Here is a 22,253-nt window from a genome sequence, read left to right as displayed (position 1 = left end):
TTGCCGCTTTTATTCGTAACCCCCAAATAACCCCCCATTTCACCCACTATTCATCCAATTAAAACCCCTCCAGAATCGGATAATCATGCCGATAACTCAATTAACGCAGGGCTGTTTATCGTGAATTCACTCTATACCGCTGAAGGTGTAATGGATAAACACTCGCTGTGGCAGCGTTATGTCCCGCTGGTGCGTCACGAAGCATTGCGCCTCCAGGTGCGGTTGCCGGCGAGCGTGGAACTGGACGATCTGCTACAGGCGGGCGGTATCGGGTTATTGAATGCAGTTGACCGATACGACGCTCTGCAAGGAACGGCATTTACGACTTACGCAGTACAGCGTATTCGTGGAGCGATGCTGGACGAATTGCGCAGCCGCGACTGGGTGCCGCGCAGCGTTCGCCGCAACGCCCGCGAAGTGGCACATGCGATGGGGCAGCTGGAACAGGAGCTGGGACGAAACGCGACGGAAACGGAAGTGGCGGAACGTCTTGGTATCGCTGTTGAAGAGTATCGTCAGATGTTGCTCGATACCAATAATAGCCAGCTCTTCTCTTATGACGAGTGGCGCGAAGAGCATGGCGATAGCATCGAGCTGGTGACCGATGAACACCAGCAGGAAAACCCGTTACACCACTTAATGGAAGGGAATTTACGCCACCGCGTGATGGAAGCGATTGAAGCTTTACCCGAGCGCGAACAGCTGGTGTTAACCCTCTATTATCAGGAAGAGCTGAATCTGAAAGAGATTGGTGCTGTTCTTGAAGTGGGCGAGTCGCGGGTCAGCCAGCTGCACAGCCAGGCCATTAAACGCTTACGTACCAAGCTGGGTAAGTTATAGGTGATTGATTCGCCTGAAAAATGCCGCACAACGTATTGACAACCAGGAGTTATCATGACGGTGCAGCAACCTAAAAGACGGCCACTAAGCCGCTACCTGAAAGACTTTAAACACAGCCAGACGCATTGCGCCCACTGTAATAAATTACTCGACCGCATCACGCTGGTTCGTCGCGGTGAGATCGTCAATAAAATTGCGATCTCGCGCCTTGATACCCTAATGGATGAATCCGCGTGGCTCGAAGAGCAAAAAGAGTGGGTGGCGCTTTGCCGTTTCTGTGGCGATCTCCATTGCAAAGAGCAAAGCGACTTCTTCGATATTATCGGCTTCAAGCAGTTCCTGTTTGAACAAACGGAGATGAGCCACGGCACCGTGCGCGAATACGTGGTTCGCCTGCGTCGCCTGGGGCAGCATCTGACCGTACAAAACATCTCCCGCGACCTGCTGAAAACCGGCTATCTGGATGAAAATCTGGAGCCGTGGCTGCCTGCAACCAGCACCAATAATTACCGGATCGCGCTGCGTAAGTACGCGCAATATAAGGTACAAATGCCGGGTGCGATAAAGCAGAAAGTCCACGCCGGGGCAACTTCTGATATATATTAAAATTGCATAAGATGTAGCGCAGCCGCCTTTGACGTCACAGGCGATTTCACTACACTACACAAAAAAACCACTATATCGGGGTATCTATGAAATTTGCACTTCTGGGCCGTCAGGCGCTGATGGGCGTTATGGCCGTCGCGCTGGTGGCGGGCATGAGCGTAAAAACCTTCGCAGCCGACAATCTGCTGAATAAAGTTAAAGAGCGCGGCACGCTGCTGGTGGGGCTGGAAGGAACCTATCCTCCGTTCAGCTTCCAGGGCGATGACGGCAAGCTGACCGGGTTTGAAGTGGAGTTTGCCGAAGAGCTGGCGAAACACCTCGGCGTGAAGGCGTCCCTGAAACCGACCAAATGGGACGGTATGCTGGCGTCGCTGGACTCCAAACGTATCGACGTGGTCATCAACCAGGTGACCATCTCCGACGAGCGTAAGAAGAAGTATGACTTCTCCACGCCGTACACCGTGTCCGGGATCCAGGCGCTGGTGAAGAAAGGTAACGAAGGCTCTATCAAGTCCGCTGCCGATCTGAAAGGCAAAAAAGTCGGTGTCGGTCTGGGAACAAACTACGAAGAGTGGCTGCGCCAGAACGTGCAGGGCGTGGACATCCGTACCTATGATGATGACCCGACCAAATACCAGGATCTGCGCGTAGGCCGTATCGACGCCATCCTCGTTGACCGTCTGGCCGCGCTGGATCTGGTGAAGAAAACCAACAATACTCTGGCCGTTGCGGGCGATGCGTTCTCCCGTCAGGAGTCCGGCGTGGCGGTACGCAAAGGCAATGAAGATCTGGTGAAAGCCATCGACGCCGCCATTGCGGATATGCAGAAAGACGGCAGCCTGAAGGCGCTCTCTGAGAAGTGGTTCGGCGCTGACGTGACCAAATAAGTCTTTGACCGATAAAAAAAGGCGCTTTTAAAAGCGCCTTTTTTATTTCTGACGCGTCTGCGTGCATAATGAAAAATATCAGATGAATTTGCGTCACCGGAGGAACCATGTCACTGCAAAATTTAACGCGCTTTCCGCGCCTTGAGTTCATTGGCGCACCCACGCCGCTGGAGTATTTACCGCGATTTTCGGACTATTTAGGGCGCGATATTTTTATTAAGCGTGACGACGTGACGCCAATGGCGATGGGCGGCAACAAGCTGCGCAAGCTGGAATTTCTCGCGGCTGATGCCCTGCGCGAGGGGGCCGATACGCTGGTCACCGCCGGTGCTATTCAGTCTAACCACGTTCGCCAGACGGCGGCGGTGGCGGCAAAGCTGGGGCTGCACTGCGTGGCGCTGCTGGAAAACCCTATCGGCACGCGGGCGGAAAACTACCTGACCAACGGTAACCGCCTGCTGCTGGATCTGTTCAATACCCAGGTCGAGATGTGCGACGCCCTGACCGATCCGACCGCCCAGCTCGACGAGCTGGCGACGCGCCTTGAAGCACAGGGCTTTCGTCCGTACGTGATCCCGGTTGGCGGCTCGAACGCGCTGGGGGCGCTGGGCTATGTGGAAAGCGCGCTGGAAATCGCCCAGCAGTGTGAAGGCGCGGTCAGCCTCTCTTCGGTGGTGGTTGCCTCCGGTAGCGCCGGCACCCACGCCGGGCTGGCGGTCGGGCTGGAGCAGCTGATGCCCGACGCCGAGCTGATTGGCGTGACGGTGTCCCGCTGCGTTGCCGATCAAAAACCGAAGGTGGTCACCCTGCAACAGGCGGTTGCAGAGCAGCTGGAGCTGAAGGCGAAAGCGGACATCATTCTCTGGGATGACTATTTTGCGCCGGGCTACGGCACGCCGAATGACGAGGGCATGGAGGCGGTGAAGCTGCTCGCCCGCCTGGAGGGAATTTTGCTGGATCCGGTCTATACCGGCAAGGCGATGGCGGGGCTGATCGACGGCATCGCGCAAAAACGCTTTAAGGATGAAGGCCCCATTTTATTTGTTCATACCGGCGGTGCGCCTGCGCTGTTTGCCTATCATCCTCACGTCTAAACATCAGGTCGAAAAATAATAATGCAAGAAAGTATTCAACTGGTTATTGATTCGCTGCCGTATCTGCTGAAGGGCGCGGTGTTCACCTTGCAGCTCAGTATCGGCGGGATGTTCTTCGGTCTGGTGCTCGGGTTTGTGCTGGCGCTGATGCGTATGTCGCCGATCCTGCCGGTACGCTGGCTGGCGCGTTTTTACATCTCCGTGTTTCGCGGTACGCCGCTTATCGCCCAGCTCTTTATGATCTACTACGGCCTGCCGCAGTTCGGTATCGAGCTGGATCCGATCCCGGCGGCGATGATTGGCCTGTCGCTGAACACTGCGGCCTATACCTCCGAAACCCTGCGTGCGGCGATTTCGTCCATCGATAAAGGGCAGTGGGAGGCCGCAGCCAGTATCGGGATGACCCCATGGCAGACGCTGCGTCGGGCGATCCTGCCGCAGGCGGCTCGCGTGGCGCTGCCGCCGCTCAGCAACAGCTTTATCAGCCTGGTGAAAGACACCTCGCTGGCGGCCACCATTCAGGTGCCTGAGCTGTTCCGCCAGGCGCAGCTGATTACCTCCCGCACGCTGGAGGTGTTCACCATGTATCTGGCCGCATCCCTCATCTACTGGGTGATGGCAACGGTGCTGTCCGCGCTGCAAAACTACTTTGAAAATCAGCTGAACCGCCAGGAGCGTGATCCGAAATGAGTGCTATCGACGTCAAAAACCTGGTAAAAAAATTCCATGGCCAGACGGTGCTTCACGGCATCGATCTTGAGGTGGAGCAGGGGGAAGTGGTGGCGATTATCGGGCCGAGCGGCTCGGGCAAAACCACCCTGCTGCGCAGTATTAATCTGCTGGAACAGCCCGAGGGCGGAACCATTCGCGTGGGTGATATCACTATTGATACCGCCAAATCCATCAGCCAGCAGAAAGGACTGATCCGCAGGCTGCGCCAGCATGTCGGGTTTGTTTTCCAGAGCTTCAACCTCTTCCCGCACCGCACCGTGCTGGAGAACATTATTGAAGGGCCGGTCATCGTAAAAGGTGAACCTAAGGACGAAGCGATCGCCCGCGCCCGCGAGCTGCTGGCGAAGGTGGGGCTGGCGGGCAAAGAGACCAGCTATCCGCGCCGTCTGTCGGGCGGGCAGCAGCAGCGCGTTGCCATCGCGCGTGCGCTGGCGATGCGCCCGGACGTGATCTTGTTCGATGAACCGACCTCAGCGCTGGATCCGGAACTGGTGGGCGAGGTGCTCAACACCATCCGCCAGCTGGCGCAGGAGAAACGCACGATGGTGATTGTGACCCATGAGATGAGCTTCGCCAGAGATGTGGCGGACAGGGCAATCTTCATGGATCAGGGGCGCATTGTGGAGCAGGGGCCAGCGAAAGAGCTCTTCACCCGTCCGCAGCAGCCGCGCACCCGCCAGTTCCTTGAAAAGTTCCTTATGCAGTAGTATTTTTGCCCTTATTTGCTCCAGTTATTCTGGCTGGAGCAAATATTACGCCACTAACGGCTCTCTGGTGCTCTCATTATTCCGCTTAGCTCGGAAAAACCGTATTAAATCTAAAGATAATCATCATAAAACCGATATTTTGTGGTTCTAAATAAGTTTTCTGTGTTAGTTTATATTCACCATAATAATGATTATCTTTTCAGAGGCTTCATTTAGTCAGTATGAAGGAAAGCGACTTTTTCACATGGCGTCGGGAATGCTTTCTGCGGTTTCAGGAAATGACAACCGCCAGTGACGTATATCTTGAGCTACAGCAACAAACTCAGGCACTTGAGTTTGATTATTTCTCACTCTGCGTTCGACATCCTGTGCCATTCACCCGTCCTAAAATTTCAGTGCATTCAACCTATCCCGGGCAGTGGATGGCGCAATATCAGTCAGAGAATTATTTCGCTATCGATCCGGTATTGAAACCTGAGAATTTCATGCACGGCCATTTACCCTGGACGGATGAATTATTCGCAGAATCTCAGCAATTATGGGACGGCGCGCGCGACCACGGTATTCGAAAGGGAATAACGCAATGCCTGATGTTACCCAATCATGCGCTCGGGTTCCTGTCCGTATCGCGCGCCAGCGTGGCGGATAATTCGCTCATTGGCGAAGAGATGGAGCTGCGCTTACAGATGCTGGTGCAAATGGCCTTAACGTCTTTACTTCGATTAGAGCATGAGACCGTCATGCCGCCTGAAATGAAATTCAGCAAGCGCGAGAAGGAAATTCTGAAGTGGACGGCAGAAGGGAAGACCTCAGCGGAAATAGCGATTATTCTCTCTATCTCGGAAAATACCGTTAACTTCCATCAGAAGAATATGCAGAAGAAGTTTAATGCGCCGAACAAAACGCAGATTGCCTGCTACGCAGCGGCTACGGGGCTTATCTGAAACCACCTAACGTTCTGCGTGTCAGGCGAGACAACGGCTGAATGCTTGCGCATCCAGCCGTTTTTTTTACTGGCGGTAAGCTTGTTTAATCTGCTTAACCGTATTGGCAAATACCGCAGACTCAGCCTGGTCTTCCATTTGCGCGATTTGCTTTTCCATCTTAATGATTACACGGCCTGCGTCAGCCTGGCCCATTGCCTGCAACATCAGCGTCAGTAAAGACTTCAGGCAGTTAACTTCCTGTGCCAGCTCCTGGCTATTTTCCGCAGTGGCGAATTCAGGTGAGCTCATTTATTTTCCTCATTATAAAACTGCGCTTGAGCGCGACGATGAAAGTGAAGGCGGCGGAGTATACCACAAGCCGCATCAAAAAAAGCATTGGTTGTTTTTTATACTTTTCCTCTTTTTGTTTATTCGCATAAACAACGAACGAGGGTAATCTGCACGACAGATTATCTGCTAATAAATGTTTATCAGCGGTGTGCCTGCCGTTAATTATTGTTACAAATATGAGAATTCTGTTTTTTGCCAGAACGTTTTGGGACTGTATCGTAACTTTTTGAATACAGTTGCTCAAAAATAGTCTTAAAAGCGCGGAATCCCAGGTTTCCTTTCCACCTGCTGTACAGGCTCATTTCCAAAAACGAGAGCAAAATCCAATAGCGCGTTTTTTAGCGTTTTAATCTTGTGAGGAAAACCGTTAATATAACTCGATTAGCAGTCAGTAGCGTTATCCCTATTCTGGAGACATTTCCTTTGATCAACGTTCTTCTTGTTGATGACCACGAACTGGTGCGCGCAGGGATACGACGCATTCTTGAAGACATAAAGGGTATCAAAGTTGCCGGCGAAGTCTGCTGTGGCGAAGACGCGGTAAAATGGTGTCGCGCTAACTCGGCTGACGTGGTGCTTATGGATATGAACATGCCGGGTATCGGTGGGCTTGAAGCCACCCGCAAAATTGCCCGTACCTTTATTGACACAAAAGTCATCATGCTGACCGTACACACCGAAAACCCGCTGCCCGCCAAAGTCATGCAGGCTGGCGCTGCCGGGTATCTCAGTAAAGGTGCCGCACCGCAGGAAGTGGTCAATGCTATCCGTTCAGTGTATGCCGGTCAGCGTTACATCGCGTCGGACATCGCTCAACAAATGGCGTTGAGTCAGATTGAGCCTGAAAAAACGGAATCGCCGTTCGCCAGTTTGTCTGAGCGCGAATTGCAGATTATGCTGATGATTACCAAAGGTCAGAAAGTTAACGAAATTTCTGAGCAACTTAATCTCAGCCCGAAAACGGTGAACAGCTACCGCTACCGTATGTTCAGTAAATTGAACATTCACGGCGATGTCGAACTGACTCACCTGGCCATTCGCCACGGTCTGTGCAATGCGGAAACCATAATAAGCCAGTGAGTGATGTGTTCGATTCAAAAGCATTCCTGAAAACCGTTACCAGCCAGCCCGGCGTCTACAGGATGTACGATGCTGGCGGTACGGTTATTTACGTCGGAAAGGCCAAAGATCTCAAGAAGCGCCTTTCCAGCTATTTTCGTAGCAATCTCGCCTCGCGCAAGACCGAAGCCCTGGTCGCACTCATTCAGAATATCGACGTCACCGTAACGCACACGGAGACCGAAGCGCTGCTGCTTGAACATAACTACATCAAGCTGTATCAGCCGCGCTACAACGTGCTGCTGCGTGATGATAAGTCCTATCCCTTTATTTTCCTGAGCGGCGACACGCATCCTCGTCTGGCGATGCACCGTGGCGCTAAACATGCGAAGGGTGAATACTTCGGCCCGTTCCCGAACGGCTACGCGGTGCGTGAAACCCTGGCGCTGCTGCAAAAAATCTTCCCGATCCGCCAGTGTGAGAACAGCGTCTATCGCAACCGTTCGCGCCCCTGTCTGCAATATCAGATTGGCCGCTGCCTGGGGCCGTGCGTGTCCGGGCTGGTGAGCGAAGAGGAGTACGCCCAGCAGGTTGAGTACGTGCGTCTGTTTCTGGCCGGTAAGGACGATCAGGTGCTGACGCAGCTGATTGCACGCATGGAGAAGGCCAGCCAGGCGCTGGCGTTTGAAGAGGCGGGGCGTATTCGCGACCAGATCCAGGCCGTGCGTCGGGTCACAGAGAAACAGTTCGTTTCTAATAACGGCGACGATCTGGACGTCATCGGCGTGGCCTTTGACGCCGGGCTGGCGTGCGTACACGTGCTGTTTATCCGCCAGGGCAAAGTGCTGGGCAGCCGCAGCTATTTCCCGAAAGTGCCGGGCGGTACCGAGCTGGGTGAAGTCGTTGAAACCTTTGTCGGCCAGTTCTATCTGCAAGGCAGCCAGATGCGTACGCTGCCGTCTGAGATCCTGCTTGATTTCAATCTCGACGATAAAACCCTGCTCGCAGATTCTCTTTCCGAGCTGGCAGGGCGCCGGGTGAATGTCCAGACCAAACCGCGCGGCGATCGTGCACGTTATCTGAAGCTTGCCAGAACCAACGCCGCCACGGCGTTAACGACTAAACTGTCACAGCAGTCCACCGTCAGCCAGCGGTTAACCGCGCTGGCAACGCTCCTGAAACTGCCGGAAGTGAAGCGGATGGAGTGTTTCGATATCAGCCATACGATGGGCGAGCAGACCGTAGCCTCCTGCGTGGTGTTTGATGCCAACGGACCGCTGCGTGCGGAATACCGCCGCTACAATATCACCGGCATCACCCCGGGCGATGACTATGCCGCGATGAACCAGGTACTGCGCCGCCGCTACGGTAAGGCCATTGAAGAGAGCAAGATCCCGGACGTGATCCTGATTGATGGCGGGAAAGGGCAGCTCGGCCAGGCGAAGGCGGTATTTGAGTCGCTGGACGTGGAGTGGGACAAAAACCATCCGCTGCTGTTGGGGGTGGCGAAAGGGGCCGATCGTAAAGCCGGTCTGGAAACGCTCTTTTTTGAACCGGAAGGCGAGGGCTTTAGCCTGCCGCCGGATTCCCCCGCGCTGCATGTGATTCAGCACATTCGCGATGAGTCGCACGATCACGCGATCAGCGGACACCGTAAAAAACGGGCGAAAGTCAAAAACACCAGTACGCTTGAAACCATTGACGGCGTGGGGCCAAAACGTCGTCAGATGCTGCTGAAGTACATGGGTGGATTGCAAGGTTTACTCAACGCCAGCATCGAGGAAATTGCAAAAGTGCCGGGTATTTCGCAAGGGCTGGCAGAAAAGATCTACTACTCGTTGAAACATTGATGGCTCTGTAGCAACATAGAGCTAAATTTTACTTACAACAGATAGTTACCGTCATTATGCGATTTAATATCCCTACGTTGCTTACGCTTTTTCGCGTCGTGCTTATCCCGTTCTTTGTACTGGCATTTTACCTGCCGGTACCGTGGGCTCCTTTCGCATGTGCTTTAATCTTCCTCGTTGCCGCCGTTACCGACTGGTTTGACGGCTATCTGGCGCGCCGCTGGAACCAGAGCACCCGCTTCGGCGCGTTCCTGGATCCGGTTGCCGACAAAGTGATGGTGGCTATCGCGATGGTGCTGGTGGCCGAGCATTATCATACATGGTGGGTGACCCTGCCTGCGGCGACCATGATCGGTCGTGAGATCATTATCTCCGCCCTGCGCGAGTGGATGGCCGAGCTCGGCAAGCGCAGCAGCGTGGCAGTATCCTGGATCGGTAAAGTGAAAACCACCGCCCAAATGGCGGCGCTGGTCTGGATGCTGTGGCGTCCAAACGCGTGGGTAGAGTGGGCGGGTATTGGTCTGCTGTGGGTCGCTGCGGTGCTGACGCTGTGGTCAATGCTGCAATATTTGAACGCTGCACGCGGTGATTTGCTTGAACAGTGATCGTTTCGCCGTAAATTTCAGCAAACGATCCAGGAAGTAAAAAATATCGTTGACTCAAAACGTCATATAAGTAGAATGCAACGCATCGAACGGCGGCACAGTTAGCCGGACGATAATGAAATCAAGTGATTAGACGTTAACTTGATGACATGCGGGAATAGCTCAGTTGGTAGAGCACGACCTTGCCAAGGTCGGGGTCGCGAGTTCGAGTCTCGTTTCCCGCTCCAAATTAAGCGCATCGGCAATCGCGGATGTGAGTCGCAAGACGAAAGATTTAAGGCGCGTTAGCAAAGCGGTTATGTAGCGGATTGCAAATCCGTCTAGTCCGGTTCGACTCCGGAACGCGCCTCCACTTTCTTCCCTGGCCGGATGGTGGAATCGGTAGACACAAGGGATTTAAAATCCCTCGGCGTTCGCGCTGTGTGGGTTCAAGTCCCACTCCGGCTACCATGGGAAACAAAGAATAATCAAAGCAATAAGCAGTGTCGTGAAACCACCGAAAGGTGGTTTTTTTGTGCCTGAAATTCTCGAATATCGACGCGCCTACACCCCACCCAGATACGCCTTGCGCACCTCCGGATCCCTCAGCAATTCCTCGCCGCTGCCGCTCAGGCGGATCTGTCCGTTGACCATCACGTACCCGCGATCCGACAGCTTCAGCGCGTGGTGCGCGTTTTGCTCCACCAGGAAAATGGTCATGCCGTTGCGGGCCAGCTCGCGCAGGGTCTGGAAAATCTGTTTCACCACAATCGGTGCCAGCCCGAGGCTGGGCTCGTCGAGGAGCAGCAGCTTCGGGCGGCTCATCAGGGCGCGGGCGATCGCCAGCATCTGCTGTTCGCCGCCGGACATGGTCATGGCCCGCTGTTTACGCCGCTCCTTCAGGCGCGGGAAGAGATCGAACATGCTCTGCATATCCTGCGCGGCATACTGGTTGCCGATGGGGATGGTGCCCATCAGCAGGTTCTCTTCGACCGTCATATCCGGGAAGATGCGACGTCCCTCCGGGGCCTGCGCAATGCCGCCGGAGGCGATAAAATGGGTCGACCTGTGGCTGATATCCTCCCCGCAGAAGAGAATTGCCCCTCTGCGAATGCGCGGCTGCCCGAAGATGGACATTAATAGCGTGGATTTTCCCGCGCCGTTAGCGCCGATCAGCGCCACGGTTTCCCCCGGATTGACCTGCAATGAGACCTGCTTCAGCGCCTGGATGACACCGTAAAATACATCCACTTCACGAAACTCCAGCATCGGCTCGCTCACAGGCTCACCTCGCTCTCATCGGCACCCAGGTAGGCGGCAATTACCTTTTCATCGTGCTGGATCTCTCCCGGTGTGCCGTGGGCAATGACGTCCCCATGGTCAAGCACGAAAATATCGTCTGAAATCTCCATCACCATTCCCATATCGTGTTCAATCAGCAGCACCGTGATCTCATGATGATCCCGCAGGAAGCGAACGATCCTGCTGAGGGTGCGCGTTTCCACCGGGTTCAGCCCGGCGGCGGGCTCGTCGAGGCAAATCATCTCCGGCCCGGTACACATGGCGCGGGCAATTTCGAGGCGTCGCTGCTGCCCGTAAGAGATCTCACCCGCCAGCCGGTTGGCGCAATCCACCAGCTCAACCACCTCCAGCCAGTAGAATGCGCGATCCAGCGCGTCGCTTTCGGCACGTCGATAGGCCGGAGTGTTAAGAATACCTGCGAGAAGGTTGCGGTTGACCCGCATGTGCTGCGCCACCAGCAGGTTCTCCACCACCGACATCTCCCGGAACAGGCGGATATTTTGAAAGGTGCGCGCCAGCCCGGCGCGGTTCACCAGATGCGTACCGCCGAACATCTTGTAAAAAATACGCTGGCCGAGCTGCGCCGGGTTTACCCAGTCGCCGGGCTGGAATTTTTGCCCGAGCACCTGGACAACGTTCGTCGTTTTGCTGCGGGTGTTGAACAAAATAGTGCCGCCGGAGGCTTTATAAAACCCGGTCAGGCAGTTAAACACCGTGGTTTTGCCCGCGCCGTTTGGCCCAATCAGCGCGGTTATCGACCCGCGCTGCACCTTAAGGTTGACGTCGTTGAGCGCCTTAATGCCGCCAAAATGCATCATCAGATGCTCAACGCTCAGTATCGTCCCGTTCATGGCGCGACTCCTTTACGCACGGCGTAGCCGCTGCGGTTAATGCGGATCAGGCCGCGCGGTCGCCAGATCATCATCACCACCATCAGCATGCCGAACAGCAGGACGCGGTACTCGGCAAAGCTGCGCAGCAGCTCCGGGGTGACGGTCAGCACAAAGGCCGCCAGCACGACGCCTACGGTCGAGCCCATCCCGCCCAGCACGACGATGGCGAGGATCAGCGCTGACTCAAAAAAGGTGAACGAGGTCGGGTTGACGAAGCCCTGATAGGTGGCGAAGAAGACCCCGGCAATCCCGGCGGTAGAGGCACCGAGCGTAAAGGCCGAGAGCTTAACCAGCACGTGATTCAACCCCATCGAGCGGCAGGCGATCTCGTCTTCGCGCAGGGCTTCCCACGCGCGGCCAATCGGCATTCGCGTCAGGCGATGCTTGATGTACAGCACCAGCAGCACCACCAGGAACAGCACCGCGTAGATGAAGATAAACTTCATGTTCGGGTTATAGGTGAGGTGGAAAAATTCATGGAAGGGGACGCCGCCTTCTTTTGCCCGCCGTCCAAACTCCAGGCCGAAGAAGGTGGGCGGCGGGGCGGAAACGCCGTTGGGCCCGCCGGTGAAGGTCAGCCAGTTGTTGAGGATAAGGCGGATAATCTCCCCGAAGCCCAGGGTGACAATCGCCAGATAGTCGCCGTGCATGCGCAGCACCGGGAAGCCAAGCAGCGCCCCGGCGGCGGCGGCCATCACGGCGGCGAGCGGCAGCATGGTCCAGAAGCCCAGCCCCAGATACTGATACCCCAGCGCCAGACCGTACGCGCCTATCGCGTAAAAGGCCACGTATCCCAAATCCAGCAGACCCGCCAGCCCGACCACGATGTTCAGCCCGAGGCCGAGCAGGACGTAAATCAGCCCCAGAATGGCCACCGTCAGAACATACTTGGTCGCCACGAACGGGAAGCATACCGCAAGGGCAACCACCAGCGGGATTATCCAGCGCATCCGGCTTTTGTAGCCCGGAGCACGAACGTATACTCCCGCGCTATCTGCGTCGAAACGCGATAGCAGGCGCGTGCCCGCACGGGTGCCGAGAAAAGCGCTCAGCGCAAAACGCCCGACCATCACGATGCCGACGATCCATGCCAGCCGCTGGCCGTCAAAGTTAAAGCTGTAGCCGTCCAGCACCACCCCGGCGATGGGGCCGAAGATAATCAGCGCCACCATGCCGGAGAAAACGGTGTCCAGAATGCAGCGCTTAAGCGAGAAGCCCTCAGATGATGTCATGTCATCCCCCTCACACTTTCGCCACGACGGGGCGGCCCAGCAGCCCCTGAGGACGGAAAATCAGGATCACCACCAGCAGCCCGAACGAGAACACGTCTTTATAGTCGGAGTTCACCATGCCCGAGAACTGCGCTTCGGCGACGCCGAGGATCAGCCCGCCGAGCATGGCGCCCGGCAGCGAGCCGATGCCGCCCAGCACCGCGGCGGTAAAGGCTTTAATCCCGATAACGAACCCGGCGTAAAAATCAAAAGTGCCGTAGTTCATGGTGATCAGCACCCCGGCCAGCCCGGCCATCGCCGCGCCGATCACAAACACCAGCGAGATAATTCTGTCGGTGTTGATCCCGAGGATAGAGGCCATTTTTCGGTCCTGCTGCACCGCCCGGCACATGCGCCCTAAGCGGGTGCTGCTGATAATCCAGGTCAGCAGCAGCATGCCGAGGAACGACGCCACGAGGATAAAGACCTTGGTATAGGTGATTTGCACAAAGCCGTCGCCGAGATGAAAACGCAGCACGCCGTCCAGCATGGTCGGCACCCCCTGCTGGCGCGGCCCCTGGCTGATTTGCGCGTAGTTTTGCAGGATGAGCGACATGCCGATGGCGGAGATCAGCGGCGCCAGGCGGGTCGAGTTGCGTAGCGGCTTGTAGGCGATGCGCTCTATCGTCCAGCCGTATACCCCCGTCACCACGATGGTGAAGACCAGCGTGCCGAGGATCAGTAAAGGGAAGGAGTGCAAACCGAAGAACGACAGCAGCGCCAGGCCGATGGCGCAGAGGTAGGCGGAAATCATATACACTTCGCCGTGGGCGAAGTTAATCATGCCGATGATGCCGTACACCATCGTATAGCCGATGGCGATTAATCCGTAGACGGAACCCAGCGTTAACCCGTTAATCAGCTGTTGCAGGAAGAATGTACTCATCTTAGCGCGCTCTTCTTATCGGCTGCGCGCATTGCGCAGCCTGGGATATTGTGTGTCGACAGGCGAACCTGCCGACGTTGAGCGTGTTACTGCACTTCCTTATATTTGCCTTTGTCGTCCCACTGATACACCACGTAGTCCGACACCTTCAGGTCGCCTTTGCTGTCCCAGGCTTTTTTGCCCATCACCGTGTCGACCGGGTTCGCCTTCAGCCACTCGCTGGCCTTAGCGGAATCGGTCCCTTTAGTGGCTTTGAAGGCGGCGGCAATCGTCTGCACGGAGGCATAGGAGTAGAGGGTGTAGCCTTCCGGTTCGAATTTCCCGGCGCGGAATTTATCGATAACGGCCTTCCCGTCCGGGATCAGGCGCGGATCTTTGCCGAAGGTCATATAGATGCCGTTGGTGTATTGCGGCCCCCCGGCGGCGGTGACCATCTCTTCGTTAACAATGCAGTCGCCGGAGAAGAATTTAGCCTGCAACCCCTGTTCCCGCATCTGGCGCACCAGCGGGCCCGCTTCCGGGTGGCAGCCGCCGAAGAACACCACGTCCGGCTTTTGCGCGCCGATTTTGGTCACCAGGGCGTTAAAATCTTTCTCCCCGCGCGACAGCCCTTCGTACATCACGTCCTGAACGCCGCGTTTCGCCAGCGCGATTTTGGTGGCGTCTGCCAGCCCCTGACCGTAGGTATCTTTATCGTGAATAATGACCACCCGCTTGGCTTTGAGCTTGTCGACAATAAAATCGCTGGCGACCTGACCCTGCTGGTCGTCGCGCCCGCACATGCGGAACATATCGCTCATGCCGCGTTCGGTGATCAGCGGGTTGGTGGAGCCTGGGGTGATGGCGAGGATCCCCGCATCGCTGTAAACCTCAGACGCGGGCATGGTGGAGGAGGAGCAGAAGTGGCCCACCACCGCTTTGACTTTATCCTGATCGACCAGCCGGTTAGCCACGGCAACGGCCTGTTTTGGCTCGCAGGCATCGTCGCCCTGAACCAGTTTAATCTTCTCACCGTTGATCCCGCCTGCGGCGTTAATGTCTTCTGCTGCCTGCGTAGCGCCGTGCCAGTACTGATCGCCGTAGGTGGCGTTTGGCCCGGTAAACGGCCCGGCAACGCCAATCACAATATCGGCGCGGGAGGAAAACGCCGTCACCAGACAACCTGCCAGCACGAGAGAAAGGGGACTTCTGATAAATTTCAGCGACATTATTATGTTCCTTAGCAAAGAGGTTTTTGCACCACGGTATAAACCGAACGCCTGAAGGCGTGGTCAATCCAAAAACAAGAGCGAGAACAAAATGCACGAGATCTGTCAGCATCCTGCTTATTACGGCGAGGGTTCCTTGCGCTTTATTCGCGCGCAAAACAATAAGCAATATTGTTGCCAGAATGGTTAAACCATTGACCGGGTTGCGACACGTTTGAGTATAGAGTGCCGCTGTACGCCGCCCTGCGGGACGCAGTGAAATTACAGCGGAGATCACATCTCGTTAACACTAAAGCCCATAAGTTGTGCAACGGTCACGAATTGCTCTTTTTTGCACCAATATGGACCTAAACTTAGCCATAGGCAGGCAGGGCTATCTATGCCATGATCTTTTCTTTTTTTTATCAGGAGTATCAGCAATGACTGAAGGCCCGTTAAATGAAAGCGAAATGGAGTGGCTGGAAGAGACATTAATGTCCTACGGTCATGACGATGCCTCCGTGCTTGACGTGTCCGAACTGGATGGAATGCTTACCGCCGTGCTGTCTGGCCCACGGGTGGTTGAACCCGATGCCTGGCTGGTGGCGGTGTGGGGGGGTGAAAAATACATCCCGCGCTGGAAGAACGATCGCGAGATGAACCGCTTTATCGATCTCTGCTTTAAGCATATGAACGATATCGCCGAGCGCCTGAGCGAGTACCCGGATCAGTTCGAACCGATGTTTGGCTATAACGACGTCGACGGCAAGAGCTACACCGTGGTGGAAGAGTGGTGTTACGGCTATATGCGCGGCGTGGCGCTGACCGACTGGTCTTCGCTGCCGGACGAGCTAAAGGCGGATTTGGATCTTATCGCGCTGCACGGTTCTGAAGAGCTGAACGACAGGCTGGACGGGCTGAGCGAAGAGGAGTACGAGGCGAGCATCGAAGGTATTCAGCCTGCGGCGCTGCGTTTGTATAACTACTGGGTGGAGAACCCGCAGCAGCCCGATGCGCAAAAACCGATTGTGAACGGGGTGAAGGTGGGGCGCAACGATCCGTGTCCGTGCGGGAGCGGGAAGAAGTTTAAGAGCTGTTGTTTGCACTGATGCTGGTTGATGTGGCCCGGTGGAATTGTTTCGTTCACCTTAATTCCAGGAGACACTAATACGTTCTTCACCTGTGAACGAGATAAGGGGGCCACCGCGGCCCCCTTATCAATCCCCGCGGCCCCGTAAAAAATCGGTGCTTTGCACTGCGCTCACCTCCCGACCTGCTGCCTGCGGTCGGCTCAACTCGACATCCTGTCTCGATTCGCCTCTGTCCGCCATCCCTGGCGTCCAGCCCTTGTCATCCGGTCTTCGGTTCGCCGATTTTGGCGGGGACTCAACACCCACACCTCGGCAACATCATCGCCAATAAAAAAGCCGGGTGGCGCTTGCGCTTACCCGGCCTACGAAGGCACGAACACGTAGGCCGGGTAAGGCAAGGCCGCCACCCGGCATAAGACCGCAGAGAATTACCCCACTTCCGGCAGCGCACCCATCGCGATCAGCACCTGCACCAGAATCACGACCACGCCGCAGGCGAACACCACGCACAGCATCGGTTTTCCTCCCGCCACGCGGTAGCCCTGACCGGAGTGCTGCTGGCGGCTTTTCCACGCCAGCAATGACGGCAGCAGCAGCGCCAGAACCGACAGCGCCACGCCCGCGTAGCCCAGCGCCATCACGAATCCGCGCGGGTAAAACAGCGCAAAGGCCAGCGGCGGCAGGAAGGTAATCAGCCCGGTCTGCAAACGCCCGACGGCGGTATTGCGACGCTGGAACAGGTCGGCCAGATAATCAAACAGCCCCAGCGCCACGCCGAGGAACGAGGTTGCCAGCGCCAGATCGGCAAACAGATGCACCGCCAGCTCAACGTGGGAAGAGGTCACCACGTCACGCAGCGCCACCAGGAATCCGTTCAGACCAGAATGCTCTGCCATCAGGCCGACAAAGGTCGACGAATCGATACTGCCGAGCGTCACCATTTGCCAGAAAATATAGGCAATCAGCGGGATCGCGCTGCCAATCATAAACACCCGGCGCAGCTTGCGGATATCGCCATTCATATAGCTGACGATGCTCGGCACGCTGCCGTGGAAACCAAACGAGGTAAAAATAACCGGAATAGCGGAAAGCGCCAGCCCCTTCTCCAGCGGCAGGCTCAGGAGGTTAACCTTATGGACGTGCGGCGCCAGCAGAACCAGCATCACCACCAGGAACAGAATTTTGGCGCTGAACAGGAAACGGTTAAACAGATCCACCAGCGATGTCCCCACGCACACCACGCCGCCGCCGATAAGCGCAAAGCCGATAGCCCCCGTGGCCGGTGAAATGGACGAGCCAAACCAGTCGTTAACGCTGGAAGCGATAAGCTCCCCGGCGCCGCTGATGTAGGCCGCCGTCAGGGCGTACATCAGGAACATCATGCTAAAGCCGGTGATCCACTGGCCGTAACGCCCCAGATAGCGTGCCGCAAGCGAGCCAAGACCCGTATCGGCAGGAACGTGCTGGTAAACCTCCAGCAGCAGCAGGGCGGTATAGCACATCAGCGCCCACAGGCCGATCAGTAACAGGAGCGTTACGCTGAATCCGACACCGGCCGCCGCCAGCGGCATCGCCAGCATTCCTGCGCCAATCGTGGTGCCCGCAACGATAAAAATACTTCCCAGGGTTCTGTTCTTCACGCTTTCCTCTACAACCATTCCACTTCGCGACAAAATCTGCGGCGCAGAGTAAGGGAAAAGCGCGAATTCGTCAAATCACCGTTACAACGACTGTAATGAATACTTTACGTGTTTTGCGGGGTGAAATAAAAGCGAAAGGGATTCAGAAAAAGCTGAATGGGAATATTTATTAAGAGTGAATGTTTGAAAAAGGAAGAGGGATATAAAAAGCGGCGCGGCGCTGACTATTCAGCGCCGCATATTCATTAATTTTGCGCGTCGAGCGTGGCAAGTTCTTTATCGATAAAGTACAGGCCTTCACCGGATTTCCCGGCCAGGGATAATTTATCCAGCACCGATTTAAACAGCTTCTCTTCTTCATGCTGTTCGGCAACATACCATTGCAGGAAATTAAAGGTTGGATAGTCCTGACTGGTCATGGCGGCATGAACCAGTTCGTTAATTTTCTGGGTGATCAGCTGCTCGTGCCCGTAGGTGGAGCGGAACAGATCGTCCAGAGAGGCGTACTCCGCCACCGGTGATGCAACCGGGTCGATGCGCGGCAGGCTGCCGGTATCGGTAAGATAATCAAACAGACGCTGCATGTGCGTCATCTCTTCCTGCGCGTGACGGCGCAGAAATGCCGCTGCACCTTCAAAGCTGTGATAGCTGCACCAGGCGCTCATCTGCTGATAGAGCAGAGAGGAATAGAGCTCAAGGTTCATTTGCGCATTAAGCTTGTCGATCATTTCAGTTTTAAGCATGGTGCCGCTCCGGTTTATTATTTTCGGGTTCACAATGGGCGACACTATAATTTGTTATTTAATTATTTGCAAAACGTAAAATAAATATCTTATTTATTAAAAATACGAATGGGAATAACACGCATTTAGTCTGCTTTATTTATTAATGCGAATTATTTTTCTTCTTAATTAAATACACTGCCAGCCAGACTGGCAGTGGGGATTAATACCAGGGATTAGTGGTATTGGGATTGACGGCGTAACCCATGCACTTGTACTGGATGGTGACGCTTTCGTTCAGGCACAGCGAGCCGCTGACGACGGTACAGGTTTTAATGGGCTGTCCGTAGGCCGAGGCGGTGGCATAGCCCATGCCCTGACAGGCGCGGGTGGCGGTGCCGCTGGTAACGTAGTCATCGTATCGGGCATTCTGAAGCAGGGCCTGGCCGTAGTCGAGCCGGACAACGCCGTTGGGCGCGTCGAGGTGGCTTACCTGCGCCTGGCGGGTGACGGTACAGCCCGCCAGTAACAGCATCGCGGCGGCAATGAAGACTTTTTTCATGGTTCGCTCTGAATAAAGGGAGACAGGTTATCCTACCCGCAGACGCCCGGCGCAATGGCCTGAATAGCCGAACTTTCTGGTCTTTCTCTTTGCAACGGCCGAAGCGGCCCGGTTTTGTGAGCGTGATTCTGTTTTTTAAAACAAGTTTTCACTTAATTTGAAAGCATGTTTGTTTGATAGTAAGGTTAAGAGGATCAGATATCCACGGCGAGCTTCGCCGCAACCCATTCAGGAGAGTAACGATGAAAATTGCACTGATGATGGAAAACAGCCAGGCAGGAAAAAATGCCATCATCCTCAATGAGTTGAAAGCGGTGGCCGATGAAAAAGGCTTCCCGGTCTATAACGTCGGGATGAGCGACGAGAACGATCATCATCTGACCTACATTCATCTGGGTATTATGGCGAGCATTCTGCTCAATTCGAAAGCGGTTGATTTCGTGGTGACCGGCTGCGGCACCGGGCAGGGCGCGCTGATGTCCCTGAACATTCACCCGGGCGTAAACTGCGGCTACTGCATCGATCCGGCAGACGCGTTCCTGTTTGCCCAGATCAACAACGGCAACGCGCTGGCGCTGCCGTTTGCGAAAGGCTTCGGCTGGGGCGCAGAGCTGAACGTGCGCTTTATCTTCGAGAAAGCCTTCACCGGCCGCAAAGGGGAAGGCTATCCGCCTGAGCGTAAAGAGCCGCAGGTGCGCAACGCCGGGATCCTCAACCAGGTGAAAGCCGCCGTCGTGAAAGACAACTATCTCGATACCCTGCGCGCTATCGATCCGGAGCTGGTGAAAACCGCCGTGACCGGTCAGCGTTTCCAGCAGTGCTTCTTTGAAAACTGCCAGGACAAAGAGATCGAAGCCTATGTTCGCAGCATTGTAGGCTAATCCGCGACGAGCCGGGCGGCGCTGTCTGCCCGGCTATCGCTTCACCGACACCGCGCTGCCTGCATCTTTCGTCAGGCGCAGCGTATCAAACATCCCCACCAGACAAATCACGGCAATCACCGCAAACGCCAGCCGGAAGCTGATGCCCGGAATGGCGCTGAGCCCTGCGGCGGTGCTGATTTTCTCCCCGATACGAATGCCAATCGCGCCGAGCGTGATCCCAAGCCCCACCGCGAGCTGCGTGGCGGTGGAAAAGAGCGTGTTGGCATAGCTCATCTGCGCGGAAGGGACATCGGCAAAGGCCAGCGTGCTTACGGCGGTAAACTGAATCGAGCGGAATACCCCGCCAAGATAGAGGATCAGCATAATCAGCCAGACCGGGGTCTGCGGCGTGAGAAAAGCGCAGGCCAGCAGCGCCAGCACGTTAAGCGCGCCGTTGATCAGCAGCAGCTTTTTAAAGCCTAAACGGCGGATCAGCGGCGTGGTGGCGGGCTTGATGGTCAGGTTGCCGACAAACACCGCCAGCACCAGCAGGCCAGAGTGAAACGCATCCATGCCAAACCCGACCTGGAACATCAGCGGCAGCAGAAATGGCACCGCGCTGATGGAGGCGCGAAACAGCGAGCCGCCGTACATCGTGACGCGAAAGGTCGGCACCTGCATTGCGTCGAGGCGGATCATCGGCCATTGGGCGCGTTTGAAATGGCGAAGGGCATAGGCCATCGCTCCCGCGCCAACGGCTATCAGCAGCAGCGTCAGCCCCTCGTTCACGTGCTGTCCGCCCAGCGACTCCATCGCGTAGACCAGGCTTACCATCGCGACGGTGGTGGTGACAAAGCCCGGGAGATCGAAGGGCCGGCGGGTATCCTCATGCAGATCGGGGATCACGCGCAGCGCCAGAATAATCGCGACGATACCGAGCGGCACGTTAATAAAGAAGATCCATCGCCAGTCCGCGTAGCTGGTAATAAACCCGCCCAGCGGCGGGCCGATAATGGGCGCCACCAGCGCGGGCCAGGTCAGGGTGGCGATGGCGGTAATCAGCTGGTGCTTCGGCGTGGTGCGTAGCACGGCCAGGCGACCGACGGGCACCATCAGCGCGCCGCCCATTCCCTGAAGCACGCGCATGGCGACGAACTGATCGACGGTCGTCGACAGGCCGCAAAATACCGAGGCGAGGGTGAAGATCGCCAGCGCGAGCGCGAAGACGTTGCGCGCGCCGAAGCGGTCGGCAATCCAGCCGCTGGCGGGGATCAGCACGGCGAGGGTAATCAGGTAGGCGCTGATGCCGATATTCAAATCGACCGCCTGCACGCCGAAGCTTTTCGCCATGTCCGGCAGGGCGGTGGCGATGACCGTCCCATCGAGAAACTCCATAAAGAAGGCACCGGCAACTAATAGCGCCGCGGGCGACAAGCCCCGGCTCTCTTTGCCGGAGAGGTTTTCACTCATTTTCTTCCTGCCGTATCAAAAAATTTTATAAAAATTTACTGGAACTTATAAGTGCGTAAGGTACGGATTTATCGTAATTTTTTTAATAAATCATTAACACTATCGTTTTTTCAACCGTGACGTTGCTCACAAAAGCGTTGATTTTTGTGATGTGGGTCATAAAATAAGCGCATTGACACTAACACCTGCATAACAAAATAAACGACCGGAGCATTCCAGATGAAACTGCGCAAAATCCTGAAAAGCATGTGGGCTAACTACTGCAACACATTCAAAGACGTCCCACCGGGTGCGATGTTCTGATGAAAAAACCTGCTTCGGCAGGTTTTTTTATGCCTGTAGACGACGAGAGGGAAGATGAAAGGGCTGACGTTTTGCTACTATGGCCGCCTTTAAATAAGGAGAAACCTATGTCTCAAAACCTGAGCGCCGATCAGGAACTGGTATCTGACGTCGTGGCCTGCCAGCTGGTCATTAAACAAATCCTTGATGTGCTTGACGTTATCGCGCCCGTTGAAGTGCGCGAGAAGATGTCCAGCCAGCTGAAAAACATCGATTTCACCAGCCATCCTGCTGCGGCTGACCCGGTTACGCTCCGTGCGATCCAGAAGGCGATCGCGCTGATTGAGCTGAGATTTACGCCGCAGGGTGAATCTCACTAAAATAAACCGATGTTTTGAATTTAGAAACCGTTTTCTGAAAAAACGTCGAAGGGCGACAGCGCAGTAGC

25 protein-coding genes and 3 tRNA genes are annotated in these 22,253 nt (G+C 55.6%); 17 read left to right on the top strand and 11 right to left on the bottom strand.

Annotated features, from left to right (window positions below):
- Positions 1 to 120: 120 nt before the first annotated feature.
- The 7 genes from ACSVHP_RS19195 to sdiA all read left to right on the top strand — a co-directional run bounded on the left by ACSVHP_RS19195 (position 121) and on the right by sdiA (position 5,810).
- Positions 121 to 840 (top strand): RNA polymerase sigma factor FliA, encoded by a 720-nt coding sequence (locus ACSVHP_RS19195; RefSeq protein WP_059310219.1) that lies wholly within the window; start codon positions 121 to 123, stop codon positions 838 to 840.
- A gap of 54 nt (positions 841 to 894) precedes the next feature.
- Complete coding sequence (gene fliZ, locus ACSVHP_RS19190) at positions 895 to 1,446, top strand: flagella biosynthesis regulatory protein FliZ (protein ID WP_234674382.1); 552 nt, start codon at positions 895 to 897, stop codon at positions 1,444 to 1,446.
- 86 nt (positions 1,447 to 1,532) lie between these two features.
- The gene (tcyJ, locus tag ACSVHP_RS19185) at positions 1,533 to 2,333 is read left to right on the top strand and encodes a cystine ABC transporter substrate-binding protein (protein ID WP_447552727.1); all 801 of its coding nucleotides are present in this window, start codon (positions 1,533 to 1,535) and stop codon (positions 2,331 to 2,333) included.
- Between the two features lie 107 nt (positions 2,334 to 2,440).
- Positions 2,441 to 3,427: a D-cysteine desulfhydrase gene (gene dcyD / locus ACSVHP_RS19180; protein WP_447552726.1), complete on the top strand. Its 987-nt coding sequence runs from the start codon at positions 2,441 to 2,443 to the stop codon at positions 3,425 to 3,427.
- 21 nt (positions 3,428 to 3,448) lie between these two features.
- Complete coding sequence (tcyL, locus tag ACSVHP_RS19175; protein ID WP_014884380.1) at positions 3,449 to 4,117, top strand: cystine ABC transporter permease; 669 nt, start codon at positions 3,449 to 3,451, stop codon at positions 4,115 to 4,117.
- Positions 4,114 to 4,866 carry an L-cystine ABC transporter ATP-binding protein TcyN gene (gene tcyN / locus ACSVHP_RS19170; RefSeq protein ID WP_447552725.1) on the top strand — a complete coding sequence of 251 codons (753 nt, stop codon included), beginning with the start codon at positions 4,114 to 4,116 and terminating at the stop codon, positions 4,864 to 4,866. The genes tcyL and tcyN overlap by 4 nt, the downstream gene beginning before the upstream one ends.
- 221 nt (positions 4,867 to 5,087) lie before the next feature.
- Positions 5,088 to 5,810, top strand: coding sequence for a transcriptional regulator SdiA (sdiA, locus tag ACSVHP_RS19165; RefSeq protein ID WP_447552724.1), 723 nt, complete (start codon positions 5,088 to 5,090; stop codon positions 5,808 to 5,810).
- A gap of 66 nt (positions 5,811 to 5,876) precedes the next feature.
- Here sdiA and ACSVHP_RS19160 read toward each other — a convergent pair whose 3' ends face one another.
- Both ACSVHP_RS19160 and ACSVHP_RS19155 read right to left on the bottom strand, forming a co-directional pair.
- Positions 5,877 to 6,101 carry a DUF2594 family protein gene (locus tag ACSVHP_RS19160; protein ID WP_234674386.1) on the bottom strand — a complete coding sequence of 75 codons (225 nt, stop codon included), beginning with the start codon at positions 6,099 to 6,101 and terminating at the stop codon, positions 5,877 to 5,879.
- Positions 6,088 to 6,177 (bottom strand): hypothetical protein, encoded by a 90-nt coding sequence (locus tag ACSVHP_RS19155; RefSeq protein ID WP_447552759.1) that lies wholly within the window; start codon positions 6,175 to 6,177, stop codon positions 6,088 to 6,090. Before ACSVHP_RS19155 ends, ACSVHP_RS19160 begins: the two co-directional genes overlap by 14 nt.
- A gap of 389 nt (positions 6,178 to 6,566) precedes the next feature.
- Between ACSVHP_RS19155 and uvrY the strand changes: the two genes are divergently transcribed.
- From uvrY to ACSVHP_RS19125, 6 genes are all read left to right on the top strand, one after another.
- Positions 6,567 to 7,223, top strand: a complete 657-nt coding sequence (gene uvrY / locus ACSVHP_RS19150) for a UvrY/SirA/GacA family response regulator transcription factor (RefSeq protein ID WP_234674387.1) — start codon at positions 6,567 to 6,569, stop codon at positions 7,221 to 7,223.
- A complete protein-coding gene (gene uvrC, locus ACSVHP_RS19145; protein ID WP_447552723.1) occupies positions 7,220 to 9,052 on the top strand; it encodes an excinuclease ABC subunit UvrC in 1,833 nt (610 codons plus the stop codon). Before uvrY ends, uvrC begins: the two co-directional genes overlap by 4 nt.
- 56 nt (positions 9,053 to 9,108) lie before the next feature.
- On the top strand, positions 9,109 to 9,657 hold the full coding sequence (gene pgsA / locus ACSVHP_RS19140) for a CDP-diacylglycerol--glycerol-3-phosphate 3-phosphatidyltransferase (RefSeq protein ID WP_368542348.1): 549 nt from the start codon (positions 9,109 to 9,111) through the stop codon (positions 9,655 to 9,657).
- Between the two features lie 151 nt (positions 9,658 to 9,808).
- A tRNA-Gly gene (locus ACSVHP_RS19135) sits at positions 9,809 to 9,884 on the top strand.
- Positions 9,885 to 9,935: 51 nt separating this feature from the next.
- Positions 9,936 to 10,009, top strand: a tRNA-Cys gene (locus ACSVHP_RS19130).
- An 11-nt stretch (positions 10,010 to 10,020) separates the two neighbouring features.
- A tRNA-Leu gene (locus tag ACSVHP_RS19125) sits at positions 10,021 to 10,107 on the top strand.
- 93 nt (positions 10,108 to 10,200) lie between these two features.
- Here the strand turns inward: ACSVHP_RS19125 and ACSVHP_RS19120 are convergent.
- The 5 genes from ACSVHP_RS19120 to ACSVHP_RS19100 form a co-directional block, all read right to left on the bottom strand.
- Positions 10,201 to 10,917, bottom strand: a complete 717-nt coding sequence (locus ACSVHP_RS19120) for an ABC transporter ATP-binding protein (RefSeq protein ID WP_447552722.1) — start codon at positions 10,915 to 10,917, stop codon at positions 10,201 to 10,203.
- Positions 10,914 to 11,789 (bottom strand): ATP-binding cassette domain-containing protein, encoded by an 876-nt coding sequence (locus ACSVHP_RS19115; protein ID WP_447552721.1) that lies wholly within the window; start codon positions 11,787 to 11,789, stop codon positions 10,914 to 10,916. Before ACSVHP_RS19115 ends, ACSVHP_RS19120 begins: the two co-directional genes overlap by 4 nt.
- Positions 11,786 to 13,063: a high-affinity branched-chain amino acid ABC transporter permease LivM gene (gene livM / locus ACSVHP_RS19110; protein WP_447552720.1), complete on the bottom strand. Its 1,278-nt coding sequence runs from the start codon at positions 13,061 to 13,063 to the stop codon at positions 11,786 to 11,788. Before livM ends, ACSVHP_RS19115 begins: the two co-directional genes overlap by 4 nt.
- Before the next feature lie 10 nt (positions 13,064 to 13,073).
- Positions 13,074 to 13,988 (bottom strand): ABC transporter permease subunit, encoded by a 915-nt coding sequence (locus tag ACSVHP_RS19105; RefSeq protein WP_234674393.1) that lies wholly within the window; start codon positions 13,986 to 13,988, stop codon positions 13,074 to 13,076.
- A gap of 86 nt (positions 13,989 to 14,074) precedes the next feature.
- Entirely contained in the window at positions 14,075 to 15,196 is a 1,122-nt protein-coding gene (locus ACSVHP_RS19100; RefSeq protein ID WP_447552719.1) for a branched-chain amino acid ABC transporter substrate-binding protein, read from the bottom strand.
- A 419-nt stretch (positions 15,197 to 15,615) separates the two neighbouring features.
- On the opposite strand from ACSVHP_RS19100, the gene ACSVHP_RS19095 reads away from it, so the two are divergent.
- The gene (locus ACSVHP_RS19095) at positions 15,616 to 16,284 is read left to right on the top strand and encodes a YecA/YgfB family protein (RefSeq protein WP_234674395.1); all 669 of its coding nucleotides are present in this window, start codon (positions 15,616 to 15,618) and stop codon (positions 16,282 to 16,284) included.
- 410 nt (positions 16,285 to 16,694) lie between these two features.
- On the opposite strand, the gene tyrP is transcribed toward ACSVHP_RS19095, so the two are convergent.
- The 3 genes from tyrP to yecR form a co-directional block, all read right to left on the bottom strand.
- Positions 16,695 to 17,906, bottom strand: a complete 1,212-nt coding sequence (tyrP, locus tag ACSVHP_RS19090) for a tyrosine transporter TyrP (protein ID WP_447552718.1) — start codon at positions 17,904 to 17,906, stop codon at positions 16,695 to 16,697.
- Positions 17,907 to 18,151: 245 nt separating this feature from the next.
- Complete coding sequence (ftnA, locus tag ACSVHP_RS19085) at positions 18,152 to 18,649, bottom strand: non-heme ferritin (protein WP_447552717.1); 498 nt, start codon at positions 18,647 to 18,649, stop codon at positions 18,152 to 18,154.
- A 202-nt stretch (positions 18,650 to 18,851) separates the two neighbouring features.
- Entirely contained in the window at positions 18,852 to 19,190 is a 339-nt protein-coding gene (yecR, locus tag ACSVHP_RS19080) for a YecR family lipoprotein (protein WP_417312747.1), read from the bottom strand.
- 242 nt (positions 19,191 to 19,432) lie between these two features.
- Here yecR and ACSVHP_RS19075 point away from each other — a divergent pair, with 242 nt between their 5' ends.
- A complete protein-coding gene (locus ACSVHP_RS19075) occupies positions 19,433 to 20,071 on the top strand; it encodes an RpiB/LacA/LacB family sugar-phosphate isomerase (RefSeq protein WP_417312745.1) in 639 nt (212 codons plus the stop codon).
- 33 nt (positions 20,072 to 20,104) lie between these two features.
- Here the strand turns inward: ACSVHP_RS19075 and ACSVHP_RS19070 are convergent, their stop codons facing one another.
- The gene (locus tag ACSVHP_RS19070) at positions 20,105 to 21,523 is read right to left on the bottom strand and encodes an MFS transporter (RefSeq protein ID WP_417312743.1); all 1,419 of its coding nucleotides are present in this window, start codon (positions 21,521 to 21,523) and stop codon (positions 20,105 to 20,107) included.
- Positions 21,524 to 21,742: 219 nt separating this feature from the next.
- Between ACSVHP_RS19070 and azuC the strand changes: the two genes are divergently transcribed.
- Positions 21,743 to 21,826 carry a stress response protein AzuC gene (azuC, locus tag ACSVHP_RS19065; RefSeq protein WP_014832437.1) on the top strand — a complete coding sequence of 28 codons (84 nt, stop codon included), beginning with the start codon at positions 21,743 to 21,745 and terminating at the stop codon, positions 21,824 to 21,826.
- A 107-nt stretch (positions 21,827 to 21,933) separates the two neighbouring features.
- The gene (locus ACSVHP_RS19060; protein WP_234674401.1) at positions 21,934 to 22,185 is read left to right on the top strand and encodes a DUF2766 family protein; all 252 of its coding nucleotides are present in this window, start codon (positions 21,934 to 21,936) and stop codon (positions 22,183 to 22,185) included.
- Positions 22,186 to 22,253 lie beyond the last annotated feature (68 nt).

Source organism: Enterobacter sp. 186315, assembly GCF_053290175.1.
This window is presented reverse-complemented; position numbering and strand designations above follow the sequence as displayed.